The sequence below is a fragment of the Neptunomonas sp. genome (genome assembly GCF_016744175.1).
GTDB lineage: Bacteria > Pseudomonadota > Gammaproteobacteria > Pseudomonadales > Balneatricaceae > Neptunomonas.
The window spans coordinates 77,568-95,730 of record NZ_JADGEV010000010.1; the positions used below are offsets into that span (position 1 = coordinate 77,568).

An 18,163-nucleotide genomic window follows, 5' to 3' on the forward strand; every position below is an offset into this window, starting at 1 on the left:
ATAGTGTAGGGAAATAATGAATATTGCAGAGGCTGCTAAGCACACGGGATTAAGTCGGAAAACCATTCGATACTATGAGCAGCAGGGGGTAATACCCCCGGCAAAGCGTAGTGCTAATGGCTATCGTCTTTATGATACCGCCCAATTGGGATGTTTGCTTTTTATCAAAAGAGCAAGAGAGCTTGGGTTTTCATTAAATGATAGTCAGGAGCTATTATCGATTTCACAAGATCCTGGAAGAACAAGTGCCAGTGTTAAGAAAAAAGCTGAGTTGCATCTTCAAAAAATAAATCACCAGATTGCGCAAATGCAAAAGATGAAAGAGGTGTTGGAGGATGTTGTTGGGGAGTGCATGGGTGATGAGCAAACGCATTGCCCAATACTGGATAAATTAAACAAGGGGTGAAGTAAGTGGTTGCTGCCCTAGCAGTGGACGCTCAGATAGATAACGTCTATTAATTAACCAAATATCGACAATAATTAATGTGATTTATCAGGTTAAAGCTAGTCTCTTGAAATAATTGCAATTTCTTAGTGAAATGCTGAATAAACTTGTTGACAGCATGTGGCTGTCTCCCTAGAATACGCCCCATCTTGATTGAGGTGCTCTCCTAGGCACTGAAAACAGTAAGTATAAGGCTGTTTCAATTGAGTTAGTTTTTATTGCTTTAAGTAGTAGGAATGAATTTAGTTATGGTGGGCGTAGCTCAGTTGGTAGAGCTCCGGATTGTGATTCCGGCGGTCGTGGGTTCAAGCCCCATCGTCCACCCCATGCTAAAGTTATGCGGATGTGGTGAAATTGGTATACACGCTGGTTTTAGGTACCAGTGCCGAAAGGCGTGAGAGTTCGAGTCTCTCCATCCGCACCATTTATTACCCTAATAAATGGTGTTTTTAAGAGTTACTAAGTCTTCCACTTAAGGCTTGGATTATCAGTAAGTACTAGTTATCTAGTATATTGATAATAAAGTTAGAACCACGCGGATGTGGTGAAATTGGTATACACGCTGGTTTTAGGTACCAGTGCCGCAAGGCGTGAGAGTTCGAGTCTCTCCATCCGCACCATTTACTGTTCTGGTAAATGAAATTCAATGGTGAGCGTAGCTCAGTTGGTAGAGCTCCGGATTGTGATTCCGGCGGTCGTGGGTTCAAGCCCCATCGTTCACCCCATGTTTATATCTCTTTTGTATCTATTTCTTGATATCTCTTAATAAAAGAACAATTAAGGCTTTGTTTTGCGGTAATTACTTGACTAATAAGCCCAAGTGCCGGAAAATTTCGCGCTTTAGAATTTTGACTTTGACGTATAATCGAGTCTAATTAAACGACTATGTGAATTAACAGGACAATTAGTCTGATTAATTTAGTTCATGTAGATTGATAAACTGGTACATAGTATTTTTTGGTGAGGAATTCCATGCAAGTTTCTGTTGAAACGACTTCCGTTCTAGAGCGTCAGATGACAATCACTGTACCTGCAGAGCGCATTGAAGGTGATGTAAATAAGCGAGTTCAGCAAGCTGCTCGCACTCAGCGTTTGGACGGTTTCCGCCCTGGCAAAGTTCCTATGAAAGTTGCTAAGCAGCGTTTCGGTGCTGGTATTCGTCAGGATGTAATCGGCGAAGTGATCCAGCAAAGCTTTTATGAAGCAGTTCAGCAGGAAAACGTTTTACCCGCTGGTGGACCGCAAATTGAATTTAAAAACGATAAAGATGGTGAAGACTTTCAATACGTAGCAACGTTTGAAGTTTACCCTGAAATAGCGTTATCAGATTTCACTTCAGTAGAGATTGAAAAGCAAAGCTCTGAAGTGAAAGATGAAGATTTAGAGCAGATGATTGATACGCTTCGCAAGCAGCAAGCTAATTGGTCTGAAGTTGAAACAGCTGCAGTAGATGCTGATCGCCTTAAAATCGATTTTGAAGGTTTCGTCGGTGGCGAAGCATTTGAAGGTGGTACTGCAGAAGGCATGGATCTTGTGTTGGGTTCAAACTCAATGATTCCTGGCTTTGAAGATGGTCTTGTAGGCGCTAAGCCGGGTGATGAAGTTGAAGTTAAAGCAACTTTCCCTGAAGACTATCATGCTGAAGAGTTGAAAGGTAAAGATGCTGTCTTTAACGTAAAAGTACAAACAGTGTCATCTTCAGAGTTACCTGAGTTGAACGAAGAGTTTTTCACAAAGTTTGGTATTGAAGCAGCTGACTTGGAATCTTTCAAGGTAGAAGTGCGTTCAAATATGGAACGTGAAATGAAAAATGCTCTTAAGATGAAACTTAAAGATCAGGTTTTCACTCAGTTGGTCGATATCAACGGTATTGAAGTGCCATCAGCATTGGTCGATAGCGAAATTGATAATCTACGTAAGCAAGCTGTTCAGCGTTTTGGCGGCGGTGCAGAAATTGATCCAAGCATGTTACCAAAAGAAATGTTTGAAGATCAGGCTAAGCGTCGTGTAACAGTCGGTTTGCTAGTACAAGAAGTTATTAAAGTTAACGAAATCAAAGCTGATGATGATAATGTACGTGCTGCTGTTGAAGAAATGGCAAGTACTTATCAAGAGCCAAAAGAAGTTATCGATTGGTATTACAGTAATGATGATATGCTGAATCAGGTTAAAAGCTTGGTATTGGAAGACCTTGTGATTGATCACCTGCTTTCTTCTGCTAAAGTTACTGAAGCAGCGGTTGCTTATGAAGACGCAATCAAGCCTGCTCAGCAGTAGTCGTAGGGACATATTGTCTTGCGTCTCTAATTGATGCATTGACTGAATGAAAAACGACAGTTGGTGCTTATCTTCTGTCGTTTTTTGTTTATTAGGTTAAGGAGTAAATTGCATGTCAGTATTCCATCAGGATAATGCTAAGATCATTGAAAACTCTGGTCTGGTACCGATGGTAGTAGAGCAGTCCGCTCGTGGTGAGCGTGCGTATGATATCTATTCTCGGCTATTGAAAGAGCGAGTTATCTTTCTTGTAGGCCAAGTTGAAGATCATATGGCGAACCTGATCGTTGCTCAGATGTTGTTTCTGGAAGCTGAAAATCCGGATAAAGATATTCATTTGTATATCAATTCACCAGGCGGTTCTGTTACTGCAGGTTTAGCGATTTACGATACTATGCAGTTTATCAAGCCAGATGTGAGCACCATGTGCACAGGTCAGGCAGCTAGCATGGGTGCTTTTTTATTATCTGCTGGTGCGGCAGGTAAGCGTCATGCTTTACCTAATGCGCGTGTAATGATTCACCAGCCATTGGGTGGTTTTCAGGGGCAGGCAACTGATATCGAGATTCACACGAAAGAAATTTTAAGTATTCGTGAGAAGTTGAATCGTATATTGGCCGAGCATACTGGCCAAGATATAGAGACTATTAGTCGAGATACAGATCGTGATAACTTCATGGATCCTGTTGCTGCAGCAGAATATGGTTTGATTGATTCAGTATTGGATCGGCGCCAAGGGCAATAAAGTGTAATTCAGGGAATATTATGGAGGTATTGAGTTGAAAAACTCGATGTATGCCACTATTAATAAGAATACCGCTTTGCTGGAATGAGTTTGAGGTAGGTTGAATGAGCGATAATATCGACGATAAAGACAATGAACAGGGCAAACTTTTTTGTTCATTCTGTGGTAAAAATCAGGATGAAGTTAAGAAGCTGATTGCCGGCCCATCTGTTTTTATCTGTGACGAATGTGTTGATCTATGTAACGATATTATTCGTGAAGAGATTCAAGACATTGATGAGCAGGAAGCTAAAGAAAGCTTACCGATTCCCGCTGAAATTAAAGCGAAGCTTGATGACTACGTTATTGGGCAGGATCGTGCCAAAAAGGTATTGGCCGTTGCTGTCTATAACCACTATAAGCGTTTGCGCTTTCAGAGTAGCTCGGCAAATAAAGATATCGAATTGAGTAAAAGTAATATTTTACTTATTGGTCCAACGGGAAGTGGTAAAACCTTATTGGCCCAAACGCTAGCGCGTCTACTAAATGTTCCTTTCACAATTGCCGATGCAACCACGCTGACAGAAGCAGGTTATGTAGGTGAAGACGTTGAGAATATTATTCAAAAGTTGTTACAAAAATGTGACTACGACATTGAGCGTGCGCAGCTGGGTATTGTTTACATTGATGAGATAGACAAAATCTCACGTAAATCTGATAACCCTTCTATTACTCGTGATGTTTCAGGTGAAGGTGTACAGCAAGCGTTGCTTAAACTGATAGAAGGTACTGTTGCTTCAGTGCCTCCTCAGGGTGGGCGTAAGCATCCTCAGCAAGAGTTTCTTCAGGTAGATACGTCTAATATCTTATTTATCTGTGGTGGCGCATTTGCAGGTCTTGAGCAGATTATTCGTGATCGCTCTGAGAAAAGCTCTATTGGCTTCAATGCCAGTGTGAAAAGTAAAGATGATACAAAATCTATTACTGAAACATTGCAGGAAATTGAAGCTGAAGATTTAGTGAAGTTTGGCTTAATACCAGAATTTGTTGGCCGACTACCTATGATAGCTACGCTCGGAGAGCTTGATGAAGAAGCTCTCATGCAAATACTGACTGAGCCTAAAAATAGCCTAGTGCGTCAATACACTAAGTTATTTGAGATGGAAGGCGCTGAAGTCGATTTCCGTAAAGAAGCGCTTCATGCAATCGCCAAGCATGCATTAGAGCGTAAAACAGGAGCTCGTGGGTTGCGCTCGATTCTTGAGGGGACATTGCTTGATATCATGTATCAGCTACCTTCAATGGAAAATGTGAGCAAGGTTGTTATTGATGAAGGTGTTATTGACGGTACATCTGAACCAATTTTAATCTACGAAACTCCAGAGCAAAAAGTGGTTTCTGAAAAGTAAACTACACATTCATTAGCAGCGATCTAAAGGATTGTTGTAGATTATAAAGCCACTCATCTAAACGTGAGTGGCTTTTTTAATTGTTAGTCTGGTTCCGCAATAAATTTGAAATGCCTTGGGCACTGACTGGCTTACTAAATAAATAGCCTTGGGCGTTATCACAGCCAAGTTCTTTGAGCATATTGAGTTGCTCAGTATTTTCAATACCTTCTGCAATAATTTTGTATCCAAGATTGTGTCCCATTTCTATTATGGATTTAATGAGTAGCAGTGTCTTCTTGTCAGATAACATGTCATCAATGAAGTGCTTATCAATTTTAAGAAAATCTACATTTAAATGTTTCAATGAAGCGAAGGATGAGTAGCCTGTACCAAAATCATCGATAGCAAGTAAAACACCCAATTGTTTGAGCTCTTTGAAAATGGACAAGTTTTTCTTGCTTGTCTGAATGCTGCTCTCAGTAATTTCCAGTTTTAGCTCTGTTGCAGGTAGACCTGTTCTGCTGATAACTCGGTTGATGAGTGGTACTAGATCATTTTCGAGAAAGTGGCTAGGAGATATATTTACCGCAATTCGAACAGATGAAAACCCTGCTTGCTTCCAGGAAACTGATTGTTCACTTGCTGTATTTAATGCCCACTCCGTTAGAGGTTGAATCATGCCGATGCGTTCTGCTATTGGAATGAACTCAGTTGGTGAAACATGACCTAACGTTGGGTGTTCCCAGCGTGATAGTGCTTCTACGCAAATAATAGTACCCGTATTGATATCAACCTGTGGTTGGTAAACGAGTGATAGCTGATTTTTATCAACGGCTTCTCGAAGGCACTGCTCTACTTTAAAGCGGTGCTCGGCTTTTCTAGTGAGTTCTTTATTGTAGAATGCGAAGCGATTTTTACCGTAATCCTTTGCAGCGTAAAGAGCAGTGTCTGCAGCTTTTAACAGTGTTTGTAAATTACTCCCATCACTTGGATATCGAGCTGCACCGATGCTACAGGTGGGGATAAATTTTCTACCAGAAAAGTTTATTGGCTTTGATATTGCCTCAAGATATTGCTGAGCTATCTCGGCAAGATGTGAGCTGCTTATAATGTCTCTGATAACAATACAAAATTCATCTCCTCCAAGACGTGAAACAAAATCAACCTCGCGGCTAATGTATTTTAATCTCTTGGCTACTTCTTGAAGGAGGTAGTCACCACTATCGTGACCAAGACTGTCGTTAATGTGTTTAAAGTTATCAAGGTCAATATAAAGAACGCTGAATGGGATTCTGTTTTCTGGTTTTTTTTGGATTAAGCTCTTAAGGTGAAGATACAAATGAGCACGGCTGGAGAGGCTAGTAAGTTTATCTGTATAGGCTAAGTTACGTATCAACTTTTGATTGTGTTCTCTTTCCATGATAATGCCGGTGAGCCTTCCTGCCGAGATTAAATCATTTAATTCATCTTCATTCGGAAGTGATGGAAAGTCGTAGTACATGCCAAATGCACCTAATATTTTTCCTGAAGAGCTTTTTATTGGTTCGGACCAGCAGCAGCGCATGCCATGAGGTAAGGCGTATCTTTTTAGGCTAGCCCATTTAGGGTCTGATTCAATATTTTCAACAAGTACTCGTTTCCCTGTATAGGTCGATGTACCGCATGAACCAATATCGGGCCCGCTTATTAGGCCGTTAACAGAATCGCAGTACTCTTTAGGTAAGCTAGGTGCTCCGCCATGGAGTAGTGTTTCACCCTCTAGTTCAAGCATTGAACAACGCATTCCTGGGTTGCGCTCTTCGTATAGTAATCCGATTTCATTATAGATTTTTGATGCTGTAATGCCTTTCGCAATCATTTCTAAAATATTTGTATTTCGTCGATCAAATATTTCAGTTTTTTTACGAAGCGTTATATCTACATGGGTTCCAATTAATCTAGCCGGTACATCGCTTGAGCCAAGCATGGTTTTAAATGCACGAGATCGGATGAAAATATAGTGGCCGCTTTTATGATACATGCGCATTTCAACTTCGAATACGCTTGTTTTTCCCGATAAGTAATCGTGCACTTTCTGCAGAACAAAGTCTTTGTCATCACAGTGAGTTAGTGACGCCCATGTGTCTAAATTATTTTCGAGCTCATTCTCATTATAGCCGAGCATGCTTTTCCATCGAGGTGAGTAGTACACCTCATTGGATTCTAAATCCCAATCCCACAACCCATCACTGGCGCCACGCATAGCAAGCGCAAATCGTTCCTCGCTTTTGTACAGTTCAGCAGTACGTTGCTCTTTGGTCAGTTTTGTTGAGGCTAATTCCGTGCGCAAGTATTTGATTTCTTCCAGTAAATCAATTTTAGATTTATTCGGTTTATTCATCTTGCCCCCAGATTTATAGCATTAATAATTTCACCTGGTTTTGCGGTACTCCTTTATATGTGTATTTGAAGCGCTGCTTTTATAGTAATGCAAGTTTATGTTTTGTGTTTGAAACACGAGTGCTTGTTTGTAATCGTGATTGTACTAGCTTCGTTATTACAATATAGCAAACTTGTAGAGAATTGGTCGCTAGTGAGGGCTATGAATAGAAATGGTATGTGGGGTAGGGTAAGTGTAGAAAGTATTTGTCGGTCTTTCGTGTGGCTAGGATTTACAAATTTTGTTTGAAATAGTTAGAAGATTTTTGATACGCTTCGTATGCAAACCACTCGCTCAAATATGGATTCTAGTGAGAGAGTGGTGCAATTTAGCCTTCGATGCTTTTCTAGTCTTCTTCACCTTCTAAAGCACGCTTTATCTGTTCGACAACGCGGCTTGGCATGCGGCGTAATATCAATATTTGTTTATCTTCATCAAACTCAATATCACTGCCGGATCCTGCCGCACCAAGCGAGCGTTTAGCAAAGTCTACTTGCCAGTTATCCGCTTTTGCTTTCAATTTGGTGTGGGCATTTAGTGTATGTGTATGCGGTTGGAACTCTTGGCTAACTTGATATCTTTCACTGTTTGCAAAGCGGCCAAATTTTCCTGTGATCTCTTCAGTTTTTTCGGTAGGAATATGTTGATCAAATATCTGTTCAATTTCTGGTAAATTAGCTGTGTTTTTTTCAGACCTCTGGCGGCTTAAGTAACTAACGACATCTTCGACAACTTGTTCTCTTTCGTCATACATACCATTTTGTGTACAAAAATCACGGGTAGCACGAATAAGGTCACCGGTGGATTTCTTAGAAGGAGTGACGTCAGTACAACCAAAAGCATTAGAGAAATAGTGCGTAACATCGCCTTTTTCTTTTGTGCCCATAAAACTTAAGTAGCTATCTTTACCTTTTTGATATGAAGTTATATTGATCTTAGCAGCTTGATGTAGCTTATCTAAATCTACTTCATTTATCTCAGTGGGACTGAGTTGGTCGTTTAGGGATATTGTTGAGCGATTGCGCACTAATGCAACTAATAAAAACTCGTAGCGCTCTTGTTGATAATGGGCAAAAATAATATATCCGCCGACAGCCGAGTCTGAAGAGGATGAATCCATGGCTGCTGCAAGTTGAGCAATACCTAAATCAGCAAGTTTTAGAAAATCAGTAGGGGATTGCTCATGTGATAGATAGCTTTCGAAAGCGTGTATGAAGGGATAGCCATCTCGATTTTCTTTGTTGAAAGATCCGTGTGTAAGCGTTGAACGTCTTGCTAAAGCGTTATTTAAAGCCAGAACCATGTCGGGTACAACGGGATGCTGCGTGTTAACGCTGCCGCCACGTTCGCTGATAGCAGTAGCCTGATCTTCTTCTTTATGGAGTTCTCTAATTACTAGGTGTTTTAATTCCACAGGTATTCCCAGATCTTTAAATCAAAGTTGAATTTTATGTGAAAGACAGGTGAATGTCAGGGATATCTTACATCAAGCTAGATATCATATTGGCGTTGTATGCTCGTTGAGGCACAAGTTAAGGTGTAGTACATACGTTTTTTGCATGATATTCATTAAGAAAACAACTTTTGGAGAAGCTCGATGCGCTGGAAAAGTGGTCGCCGCAGTACTAATGTAGAAGATCGCCGTACTGAACAGGCGAGCTCGGGTCGTGCTAATAGAGGCTTTCGTATTGGCGGCGGTAAAAAAGGTGGCATAGGCATTATTGTCGTTGCGGTTGTTGTCATGCTATTGGGTGGTGATCCCAGTACTATTTTGAACATGCTTTTAGGTGGTAGTGGGGTTCCAACTCAAACTCACAGCCAAACGACGGAACGCAATTATCAAACATCGGCACCTACCGATGAAATGGCTGATTTTGTATCGGTAGTTTTGGCAGATACAGAAGATACATGGAACCCTCTATTCCAGAAGATGGGTGAGCAGTACCAAAAGCCACGCTTAGTGCTGTTTCGTGGCTCGGTGAAGTCTGCGTGCGGGATGGCTCAGTCAGCGATGGGGCCGTTTTATTGCCCTGGCGATCAAAAAGTATACATCGACCTTAGCTTTTATGAAGAACTGAAACATGCATTTGGTGCACCTGGCGATTTCGCTCAGGCTTATGTTATTGCTCATGAAGTTGGCCACCACGTACAGCAACAATTTGGTATATTGCAAAAAGTCCATAAAATGCAGCGCGGTATGCCAAAACCGCAAGCTAATGTTCTGTCTGTGAAGCTCGAGTTGCAAGCGGATTGTTTAGCGGGTATCTGGGCGCATCATGCCAATCGTGTTAGAAATATTGTTGAGCCGGGTGATATTGATGAAGCGATGAATGCAGCAAGTAAAATTGGTGATGACGCTATCCAGAAGCGTACACAAGGGTATGTTGTACCCGATTCTTTTACGCATGGAACATCAGCTCAGCGAGTTAAGTGGTTTAATGTAGGGTTTACGCGTGGCGATGTCCAAAGTTGTAACACTTTTGGTTAGTTTTTTAAGGGACTGTATTTTGATCTAAATATGGTTTAACACTGGCTTAGCTAGTTATAAGAGGCTTGATTTCAATCACTTTATTTCTTCATGGATATTATCTTTTTGCTCTGGGGCTGTACGGGAAGGCTTATAAGCTCTATGCTGCTGGCATAGAAAATGATGTAAGGAAATAAACAATGCCGTACAACGCTGAATTGGTTGATGAACTGAATTTATTAAATCACTTTAACTTGGGTACAACACAAGAAGGTATTAAAGTGCACCAAAGTGCAGGGCCTAAAATGGTCGATGCAGCTAAACGCTTATTTGATAAAGATTTAATCTCTCAGGAAGATGGTGGTTACCTAACAGACTTAGGCCATGATGCTGCTGAGCATTCACAAAATCTCATATTGATTTTAACCACGCCAGTTCAAGTAGACACCACGTCTTAAAAATATATGGCACACAAACCAACCATCTATAAGGTGGAGTTGCAGCTGGTAGATATGAATCGTGATATTTATACCAGCTGTAAACTTACACTTGCACAGCACCCTTCAGAAACACTCGAGCGTATGATGATAAGACTGATGGTATTCGGTTTGAATTATCATGAGGATCTGCAATTTAGTCGTGGGTTATCTGCTACTGACGAACCAGATATTTGGGAATGTTCTTTAGACGGTCAGGTCAATCATTGGATTGAGGTAGGGCAAGCAACACCAGAGCGTATTCGTAAGGCGATTAGCCGATCTCCAAAGATTTCTTTATACGCTTTTGGGCGAGAGGCTGATATTTGGTGGGCACGTGCCCAAGATGCTTTTAGAGACCTTCCGCGAGTAGATGTTTGGCAATTTAATGCAGAGGAATCTGCTAAGCTTTCAGATTTAATAGAGCGAACAGTATCTATTACAATGACGATAACGGGCGCTGAAATTTTTCTGAACAAGGATGAAAAGCAACTTTCATTGGGGTTTAAACAGCTTCTGTAGTTGTTAATGCCGTTATGTTATACCCGTTGCTCGTGATTGGGGCCGCTTACTAATAAGCTCAGTAAATCGCTGCGACAAACTATTCCCACTACACTATGTTCCTGATCAACAACAGGAACACAACTTACTTTTTGTTCCATAAAAATCAAAGCAATTTCACGGACTAAGGTTTCGGGGCTGACAGCAATTAGCGCGACACTGAGTAAATTGCCAACAAAAGCACTAGAGTCTGATCCTGAACGCAGAAGGTTTTCGCCAGTAATTGCGCCTAACGGGTGTCCATTAGCATTGGTTATAATTAAATGATTAATGTTCTCTTGTTGCATTAACTCCCAAGCATATTTAATCGTCTCGAACTGCCCAACGGTAACGACGGGTGCATTCATTATGTGTAAAGCGATAAGGCGTCGGCGGTCTTGTAGCGTGTCTGACTTGCGTCCTGTTTCTTCGTAAAGGCGAGATGAAACCATAGTTGATCGTGTGCCGCTCGTTAGTGGCGAGTTCACAGTTTTGGCTTGAGTTGTGATTTTGGCATTTCCAACGGTGTTGTTTTGTAAGGAGTTTTTAGCAGTGTTACTCCTGTTAGTGGCGGCAACACCGCGCTGTGGAAACTGTGCAGCTGACGGGTTCTTTACGAGATTCCCGTTGTCATAGATTAACAACGCCATTTAATTTCTCCGAACTACAATATCTACTTTATCGGCGAGAAGACTTTTTACTTTAATTCTATAGCTATTAGTCAACGATCTTTAAAAAACATTCAATAATACGCTACATCGTTGTACAGAATACTGACTCGAACCTGAATATTTCCAGAATAGTGTCAGAATAAAGCGACTAGATATCGAATAAAAATAGTGAGTTGGCATTATATTAGAATGTGCTAAAATAAGTGCAATTCTTATTGTCGAGGTATTGTATGTTTCGTTTAGCGGTGTCTTGGTTGTTGCTTTTATTTGTTATGTTGAGTATCCCTGAAGCTCTGATTGCCCAAGAATTGAAATCAATAACCGTAGTGAAAACCACAATGCCGCTTCAGCGCTTCCTTGAAGGGCGTGTTGAGGCTATTTCTCAGGCTACGGTATCTGCTCAAACAAGTGGTTTGGTTGATCAAGTCATGGTTGATATTGGAGACTATGTTCCTGCTGGTACTGTTATTCTGAAGCTTGTCGGTGCTGATCAAAACGAAGCTTTAAATCAGGCTAGAGCGAATTGGAGTGAAGCCTCTGCTAATCAAAAAGCAGTCTCTCAACAATTCGGCAGAGTGGAAGCTCTCTACGCAAAAAAACTATTATCCAAAGCAAACTACGATAGTGCTCTAGCCAGTTATAACAGTGCCAAAGCACGTGTTTCTAATACGCAAGCTGCCTTAAATCGGGCGCGTCAGCAGGTGTCATATACCGAAATAAAAGCGGTTTACGGTGGGGTGGTTAGCGGGCGACATGTTGAAGTGGGAGAGGCTGTTCAGCCAGGCATGGCGCTAATGAGTGGTTTTGACCCCAGCCATTTACGTGTTTATGTTGATGTGCCACAGTCGATAGTCAGCACTGTTCGCAAAAACCCGCTTATTAATGTGGTTATGAATAATAGAGTAGCAATACTTCCTTCAAAAATTACGTTTTTTCCTATTGGTGATATTGATACAGGTACTGTTCGAATGAGGCTTGAAATAAATACTTCTCAGGAAGGACTTTATCCTGGCCAATTAGTAAAAGTTGCCGTTAATATTGGTGAAAAAGAGCGTCTGCTAATACCTAAAACAAGTATGGTTTATCGATCTGAGATTGCAGGAGTATATGTACTAGGAAAGAAACGAGGTGACTTAGTACCGCTGTTACGCCAAGTAAGAATTGGTAACCATTATGGCGATAAACTTGAAATTCTTTCCGGTCTAATGGTCAATGAAACTATTTTAACAGACCCTTTAAAGGCTGGGATTATCGCAACGAAAGACTCTGTTAAAGAGGAGCAATAGCGATGGCTAAGCCATTAGGATTGTCTGGTGCTATTGCTAAACGCTTTATGTGTTCTCAATTAACACCTTTATTGGCTTTAATTGGTTTGCTGATGGGTATTTTTGCAGCAATGGTGACGCCAAGAGAAGAAGAGCCGCAAATTAATGTAACTATGGCTAATGTAATGGTTCCTTTTCCTGGTGCCTCAGTTGCTGATGTGGAAGCGTTAGTTAGCACGCCGCTTGAACAAATCTTGGGAGAAATTAAAGATATTGACCATGTTTATTCTGTCTCTAGCCCAGGGATAGCAGTGCTAACAGTACAGTATAAAGTTGGAGTCGAGCGAACAGAAGCATTAGTACGGCTCTATAATGCGGTTTACTCTAATCTTGACTGGCGTCCTATTAATTTGGGCATTGGAACAATTATTATTAAGCCCAAAGGAATTGATGATGTTCCTATTGTCGCATTAACACTTCATAGTAAAGGTGCTTTGCGTGGCGCATATGAGCTTCGACAAGTGGCTCACACGTTGGAAACTGAGTTAAAACGAGTCCCTGGGACTCGTGATATAGACACCATTGGAGGCCCCGAGCAAACCGTTCGTGTTTTATTAGACCCTCAAAAAATGGCGGCTCGTAACATCTCTATCAATGAGCTTAGGCAAGCATTGCTTGTTAGTAATATTGCAAAAGATGCCGGTGCTTTTATTGGCGATAATACATATACACCTGTTACTGCGGGAACATTTCTATCAACATCTGATGACCTAAAAGAATTAGTTATAGGCATGATTAACAATCGCCCTATATACCTTGAAGATGTGGCAGAGGTTAAGCATTATGCCGCAGAAAATAAGCAATATGTGTGGACGCTAGACGCAAGTAGTGGAAATGTTGATGCGGCCGTAACTCTATCGGTTAGTAAAAAGCCGGGTGAAAATGCTGTAGATATTGCTAATAATGTATTAGAAAGAGTCGAGCATCTTAAAGGGCATTTAATCCCTCAGGGCGTTGATGTCACGGTGACAAGGAACTATGGAAAAACGGCAAATGATAAAGCCAATACACTTATAAAAAAACTCATATTTGCAACGTTGTCAGTGATAGCTTTGGTTTTTCTAGCGTTGGGTAGACGCGAGGCTTTAGTCGTTGGTGCTGCAGTCATCCTGACGTTAATGGTAACCCTTTTTGCTTCATGGGCATGGGGGTTCACATTAAACAGAGTTTCCTTGTTTGCTCTCATTTTCTCAATTGGGATCTTAGTCGATGATGCCATAGTTGTTGTTGAAAATATTCATCGTCATATGGAGCTGAATGATAAATCGCTAGTTGAAGCGATTCCGATAGCCGTTGATGAAGTGGGTGGGCCGACAATTCTTGCAACCTTTACGGTTATTGCTGCCTTATTGCCTATGGCGTTTGTTAGCGGATTAATGGGACCATATATGAGTCCTATTCCTATAAACGCATCGATGGGGATGGTTCTTTCACTCATCATTGCTTTCACGTTTACTCCTTGGCTTTGTTTTAAGTTGCTTAAATATAAAGGGGCAGTGCTTAAAGAAAGTAATCTCACTAAAACATCAGCTAGCGCTTCACATAAACATTCACGATTACATAATGCATTCGCTCGAGTAATGACGCCTTTCTTGGGTGTGCATAAACGCCTAAATCGCTATGCCTTAGGTTTATCTTTGATAGGTTTAATTGTAGGTGCGATTGCCTTGGGCGTAGGGCAGTTAGTGATATTGAAAATGTTGCCTTTTGACAATAAAAGTGAATTTCAGGTTGTGGTGGATATGCCTGAAGGCACACCTTTAGAGCAGACAAATAGGGTGTTAGCGGAAATGGCTAATTCGTTATTAAATGTTGAAGAGGTGTTGAATATTCAAGGCTATGCTGGAACAGCGTCGCCTATTGGCTTTAATGGATTAGTGCGCCAATACTACTTACGAAAATCACCTAATCAAGGCGATTTGCAAGTGAACTTAGCAGGGAAAAAGGACCGTAGCCGTACAAGCCATGAAATTGCACTTTCAGTCCGCCCACAGCTAACCCGTATTGCTGAAGAGTTTTCAGCCGCAATAAAAATTATTGAAGTACCACCAGGGCCCCCTGTGATGGCTCCATTAGTAGCAGAGGTTTATGGTCCAAATTATAAAGGCCAAATCGAAACTGGGCATGAGCTTGAGGCACTATTCAAAAAGACAAAAGGGCTAGTAGACATTGATACGAGTATCGAAGCGGAGGCAAATCGTATTGTATTTGAAGTTGATCGTATAAGGGCTGCTCAATTAGGTATTAGTCAGGCAGATATCGCCTCTACAATAGCAGCAGCACTTGATGGTGAGAATGTGACTTATATCCATACTGGGCATGCTAAATATCCAATTCCTGTGCGAATAGAGTTGCCTATATCGGGAAAGTCAGATGTCTACTCATTGCTGGATATTAAGCTTAAGAGCCGTAATGGGACGCTTATCTCTGTTTCCGAAGTAGTAACGGTTCAGCAAAAAGCGTGGGAAAAAAGCGTTTATCATAAGGATCTATTGCCGGTGGTATACGTCACAGGTGATATGGCAGGAGAGCAGGATAGCCCCCTGTATGGGATGTTTGAAATGGTGAGTAAGATGGATAAACTTGAGCAAACATTTATCAGTCAGCCTGAGCACCAGCATGATTATTCAGTGAAATGGGATGGTGAGTGGCAAATCACTTATGAAACTTTCAGGGATATGGGGGTCGCGTACTCTGTAGGCCTTATCCTCATCTATTTACTCGTCGTTGCGCAATTTGGTTCTTATATGGTTCCGTTAGTCATAATGGCACCTATTCCATTAACGATGATTGGAATTATGCCTGGGCATGCACTATTAAGTGCTCAGTTTACCGCTACCTCGATGATTGGGATGATAGCGCTTGCCGGAATTATTGTACGTAATTCAATATTGCTAGTGGACTTTATCAATCATCTAATCGAGCGTGGAACAGCCTTAGAAGAAGCGGTTGTTATGGCGGCCAGTGTGAGAGCTAAACCCATTATATTAACAGCGCTGGCTGCAATGATGGGAGCATTCTTTATATTAGATGATCCCATTTTTAATGGGTTAGCAGTGAGCTTGATTTTTGGTTTACTGGTATCCACCTTGCTAACACTCATTGTTATCCCGTTGCTTTATTACAGTTTATTGCGACGCCGATAGGTGAGAAATGACTTCTTTATTAGTCATCTACTTTACGTTCATCTTTATTACTTTAGTATAGAGACTATGTTAGTACGGTGAATTTTATATGCCGTGTTGCCCCTTACTCTTAAAAAGAATAATTAAAATGAATGCAAATGCGATTCGCTCACAGCACGACTTAGCATTGGCTGCACAGTTAATGCAGGCACCAGAAGTCATCTCAATCAATAAGAAAATTGCTCAATCTGAAGCGCAAGGCGAGCATGGAGTAAGACGACGTTTATTGTCGACATCGGTTAGGTTGAGCCCAGCTATGGCGCCTAGCCTTACGCGCATAGCAAAAGATTGCATAGCTAAACTGGGTGTGGATTTGCCGGTTGAGCTGTATGCCTATTCAAGTCCTCATTTTAATGCAGCATGCGTAAAGCCTGAAGAAGGGCGGTTATTCATTATGTTTTCATCAAGCTTACTCGATAGTTTTGATGAAGAGGAATTACGATTTGTAATGGGGCATGAGCTAGGGCACTTTATTTATGGTCATCATGATATACCTGTAGGTTATCTATTAAAGGGGGAGGCACCTATATCCCCGGATTTGGCTTTAAAGCTTACTAGCTGGTCGCGTTTTGCTGAAATATCTGCTGACCGTGCAGGTGCTTTTTGTACGCAAAATTTACATGCAGTAGCTCGTTCTTTATTTAAACTGTCCTCTGGAGTAACAAGCTCTATTATTCGTTTTAATCTTGGTGACTTTCTCAAGCAAATGGACGATATGAAACTAGAAGATGGGGCTCCGGGTGCAGGAGCACCAATGGAAGACTGGTTTATGACTCACCCATTTAGCCCTTTGCGAGTTAAAGCACTGCAGTTATTTCACCACTCACAACACATGATTCCCATGGGCGTTAATGTAGAGACACTCGAGCTGGGTGTTGAAGGAATTATGACCCTAATGGAACCGAGTTATCTTGAATCCAAATCAGACGCTTCGTTAGCAATGCGCCATCTACTGTTCGCAGGCTGTTTGTTAGTGGCTAACGCTAATGGAGAGATATCAAAAGAAGAAATAGAAATTTTTGAGAAATTTTTTGGTAAATATAAATATCGAGAAGATTTTAATCTTGAAAAATTACGAGAAGAACTACCTAAGCGTGTAGATCAAGTTGTCAAATACAATACGCTACCAAAACGTATGCAAGTATTAAGGGATTTATGCGTTATGGCAAAGGCTGAGAGTAGAGCGCATCATGCAGAAATCGTTGTATTACGTGAAATTGCTCATCGATTAGAAATCCCTGCTTTCTTGGTAGACCAATTGCTCAATGAAAACCCCGAACTAGATTAATGACGAATAAGCCGTTTGCCGGTTGAAGGCGGCTTGTTCTCAGATACCTTTATCACCTATGTGAAAGCGCAACAAAATCAAAGTGGCTCTACTGTTTTGTATGAAAATGGACCTGTTCTTGGTCCATTTATCATTCTATTCTTTATTCATATTTACCTAGTTGTCCTTGGATTACTTCAAGCCGCTTGAGGCAAGATTGTGTGTTTTAGTTAATGAATTAATACTTCCAGTAAGGAGTGGTAGGGTATGAATGAGAGAATGAATCATTTGGGGCAACCTATTGGAGGTGAGCTTAATCAATGGGAAGAGCGGCCAAGCCCTAGGCGTATAGTCCTGCAGGGTAAGTATTGTAGGTTAGTGCCACTTGATCCCGTATTACATGGTGCCCAGCTATACCAGGCCTTTATTGAAAAAGACCAAGAAGCTGATTGGACCTATCTTCCATATGGGCCTTTTCATAACTCTAAAGAATTTGATGTCTGGCTAGAGAATGCATGCTCAGGTAATGATCCCCTTTTTTATTCCGTTATTGATGAACGATCATCGCAAGCAATAGGGCTGGTCAGCTTTTTGCGTATTGACCCTCGTGTAGGTGTTATTGAAGTTGGCCATATTCACTTTTCTGCTTGTTTGCAAAAAACGCCGATGGCAACAGAGGCCATGTATCTCATGATGGCTTACGTATTTGATGAGCTAGGTTATCGCCGATATGAATGGAAGTGTGATTCATGCAATCAAGGCTCCAAGAAAGCTGCTCTACGTCTTGGTTTTAAGTATGAAGGAATATTCCGTCAAGCAACGCTTTATAAGGGACGAAATAGAGACACTGCGTGGTTTTCTATGCTTGATAAAGAGTGGCCTGAATTAAAAGAAATTTTTCATAAATGGTTAGATGAGGAAAATTTTGATGATAAAGGGCAACAGAAGTGCTCTTTACAAGACTGTCGATAGGAGG

Annotated in this window: 14 protein-coding genes and 4 tRNA genes; 15 read left to right on the forward strand and 3 right to left on the reverse strand. The window is 41.2% G+C overall.

All coding sequences use genetic code 11. From position 1 onward, the window contains the following. The first annotated feature begins 16 nt into the window (after positions 1 to 16). From cueR to clpX, 8 genes are all read left to right on the forward strand, one after another. Entirely contained in the window at positions 17 to 406 is a 390-nt protein-coding gene (gene cueR, locus QZZ55_RS06585; RefSeq protein ID WP_293266552.1) for a Cu(I)-responsive transcriptional regulator, read from the forward strand. Between the two features lie 290 nt (positions 407 to 696). Next, positions 697 to 772, forward strand: a tRNA-His gene (locus tag QZZ55_RS06590). 12 nt (positions 773 to 784) lie between these two features. Continuing rightward, positions 785 to 869: transfer RNA gene (locus tag QZZ55_RS06595), tRNA-Leu, on the forward strand. A gap of 111 nt (positions 870 to 980) precedes the next feature. Continuing rightward, positions 981 to 1,065 (forward strand) — tRNA-Leu (locus tag QZZ55_RS06600). Positions 1,066 to 1,094: 29 nt separating this feature from the next. Continuing rightward, a tRNA-His gene (locus QZZ55_RS06605) sits at positions 1,095 to 1,170 on the forward strand. Between the two features lie 247 nt (positions 1,171 to 1,417). Further along, positions 1,418 to 2,722 (forward strand): trigger factor, encoded by a 1,305-nt coding sequence (gene tig, locus QZZ55_RS06610; protein WP_293266553.1) that lies wholly within the window; start codon positions 1,418 to 1,420, stop codon positions 2,720 to 2,722. Between the two features lie 112 nt (positions 2,723 to 2,834). Next, positions 2,835 to 3,467, forward strand: a complete 633-nt coding sequence (gene clpP / locus QZZ55_RS06615; RefSeq protein ID WP_028470914.1) for an ATP-dependent Clp endopeptidase proteolytic subunit ClpP — start codon at positions 2,835 to 2,837, stop codon at positions 3,465 to 3,467. Positions 3,468 to 3,571: 104 nt separating this feature from the next. Continuing rightward, a complete protein-coding gene (clpX, locus tag QZZ55_RS06620) occupies positions 3,572 to 4,855 on the forward strand; it encodes an ATP-dependent Clp protease ATP-binding subunit ClpX (RefSeq protein WP_293266554.1) in 1,284 nt (427 codons plus the stop codon). Positions 4,856 to 4,931: 76 nt separating this feature from the next. On the opposite strand, the gene QZZ55_RS06625 is transcribed toward clpX, so the two are convergent. Both QZZ55_RS06625 and QZZ55_RS06630 read right to left on the reverse strand, forming a co-directional pair. Beyond that, entirely contained in the window at positions 4,932 to 7,217 is a 2,286-nt protein-coding gene (locus QZZ55_RS06625) for an EAL domain-containing protein (protein WP_293266555.1), read from the reverse strand. 385 nt (positions 7,218 to 7,602) lie between these two features. Then, positions 7,603 to 8,670, reverse strand: a complete 1,068-nt coding sequence (locus QZZ55_RS06630) for a nucleoid-associated protein (RefSeq protein WP_293266556.1) — start codon at positions 8,668 to 8,670, stop codon at positions 7,603 to 7,605. Between the two features lie 183 nt (positions 8,671 to 8,853). Between QZZ55_RS06630 and QZZ55_RS06635 the strand changes: the two genes are divergently transcribed. The 3 genes from QZZ55_RS06635 (at position 8,854) to QZZ55_RS06645 (ending at position 10,721) form a co-directional block, all read left to right on the forward strand. Then, a complete protein-coding gene (locus QZZ55_RS06635; RefSeq protein WP_293266557.1) occupies positions 8,854 to 9,744 on the forward strand; it encodes a neutral zinc metallopeptidase in 891 nt (296 codons plus the stop codon). Between the two features lie 179 nt (positions 9,745 to 9,923). Beyond that, positions 9,924 to 10,181 carry a TIGR02647 family protein gene (locus QZZ55_RS06640; protein ID WP_293266558.1) on the forward strand — a complete coding sequence of 86 codons (258 nt, stop codon included), beginning with the start codon at positions 9,924 to 9,926 and terminating at the stop codon, positions 10,179 to 10,181. A gap of 6 nt (positions 10,182 to 10,187) precedes the next feature. Further along, complete coding sequence (locus QZZ55_RS06645; RefSeq protein WP_293266559.1) at positions 10,188 to 10,721, forward strand: YaeQ family protein; 534 nt, start codon at positions 10,188 to 10,190, stop codon at positions 10,719 to 10,721. A gap of 17 nt (positions 10,722 to 10,738) precedes the next feature. On the opposite strand, the gene QZZ55_RS06650 is transcribed toward QZZ55_RS06645, so the two are convergent. Continuing rightward, positions 10,739 to 11,389, reverse strand: coding sequence for a CBS domain-containing protein (locus tag QZZ55_RS06650; protein WP_293266560.1), 651 nt, complete (start codon positions 11,387 to 11,389; stop codon positions 10,739 to 10,741). Between the two features lie 251 nt (positions 11,390 to 11,640). Between QZZ55_RS06650 and QZZ55_RS06655 the strand changes: the two genes are divergently transcribed. The 4 genes from QZZ55_RS06655 to QZZ55_RS06670 all read left to right on the forward strand — a co-directional run bounded on the left by QZZ55_RS06655 (position 11,641) and on the right by QZZ55_RS06670 (position 18,159). Beyond that, positions 11,641 to 12,696 carry an efflux RND transporter periplasmic adaptor subunit gene (locus tag QZZ55_RS06655; protein ID WP_293266561.1) on the forward strand — a complete coding sequence of 352 codons (1,056 nt, stop codon included), beginning with the start codon at positions 11,641 to 11,643 and terminating at the stop codon, positions 12,694 to 12,696. 2 nt (positions 12,697 to 12,698) lie between these two features. After that, positions 12,699 to 15,881 (forward strand): efflux RND transporter permease subunit, encoded by a 3,183-nt coding sequence (locus QZZ55_RS06660; protein ID WP_293266562.1) that lies wholly within the window; start codon positions 12,699 to 12,701, stop codon positions 15,879 to 15,881. Between the two features lie 127 nt (positions 15,882 to 16,008). Further along, complete coding sequence (locus QZZ55_RS06665; RefSeq protein ID WP_293266563.1) at positions 16,009 to 17,208, forward strand: M48 family metallopeptidase; 1,200 nt, start codon at positions 16,009 to 16,011, stop codon at positions 17,206 to 17,208. A 246-nt stretch (positions 17,209 to 17,454) separates the two neighbouring features. Then, positions 17,455 to 18,159 carry a GNAT family protein gene (locus QZZ55_RS06670; RefSeq protein WP_293266564.1) on the forward strand — a complete coding sequence of 235 codons (705 nt, stop codon included), beginning with the start codon at positions 17,455 to 17,457 and terminating at the stop codon, positions 18,157 to 18,159. The last annotated feature ends 4 nt before the right edge of the window (positions 18,160 to 18,163 follow it).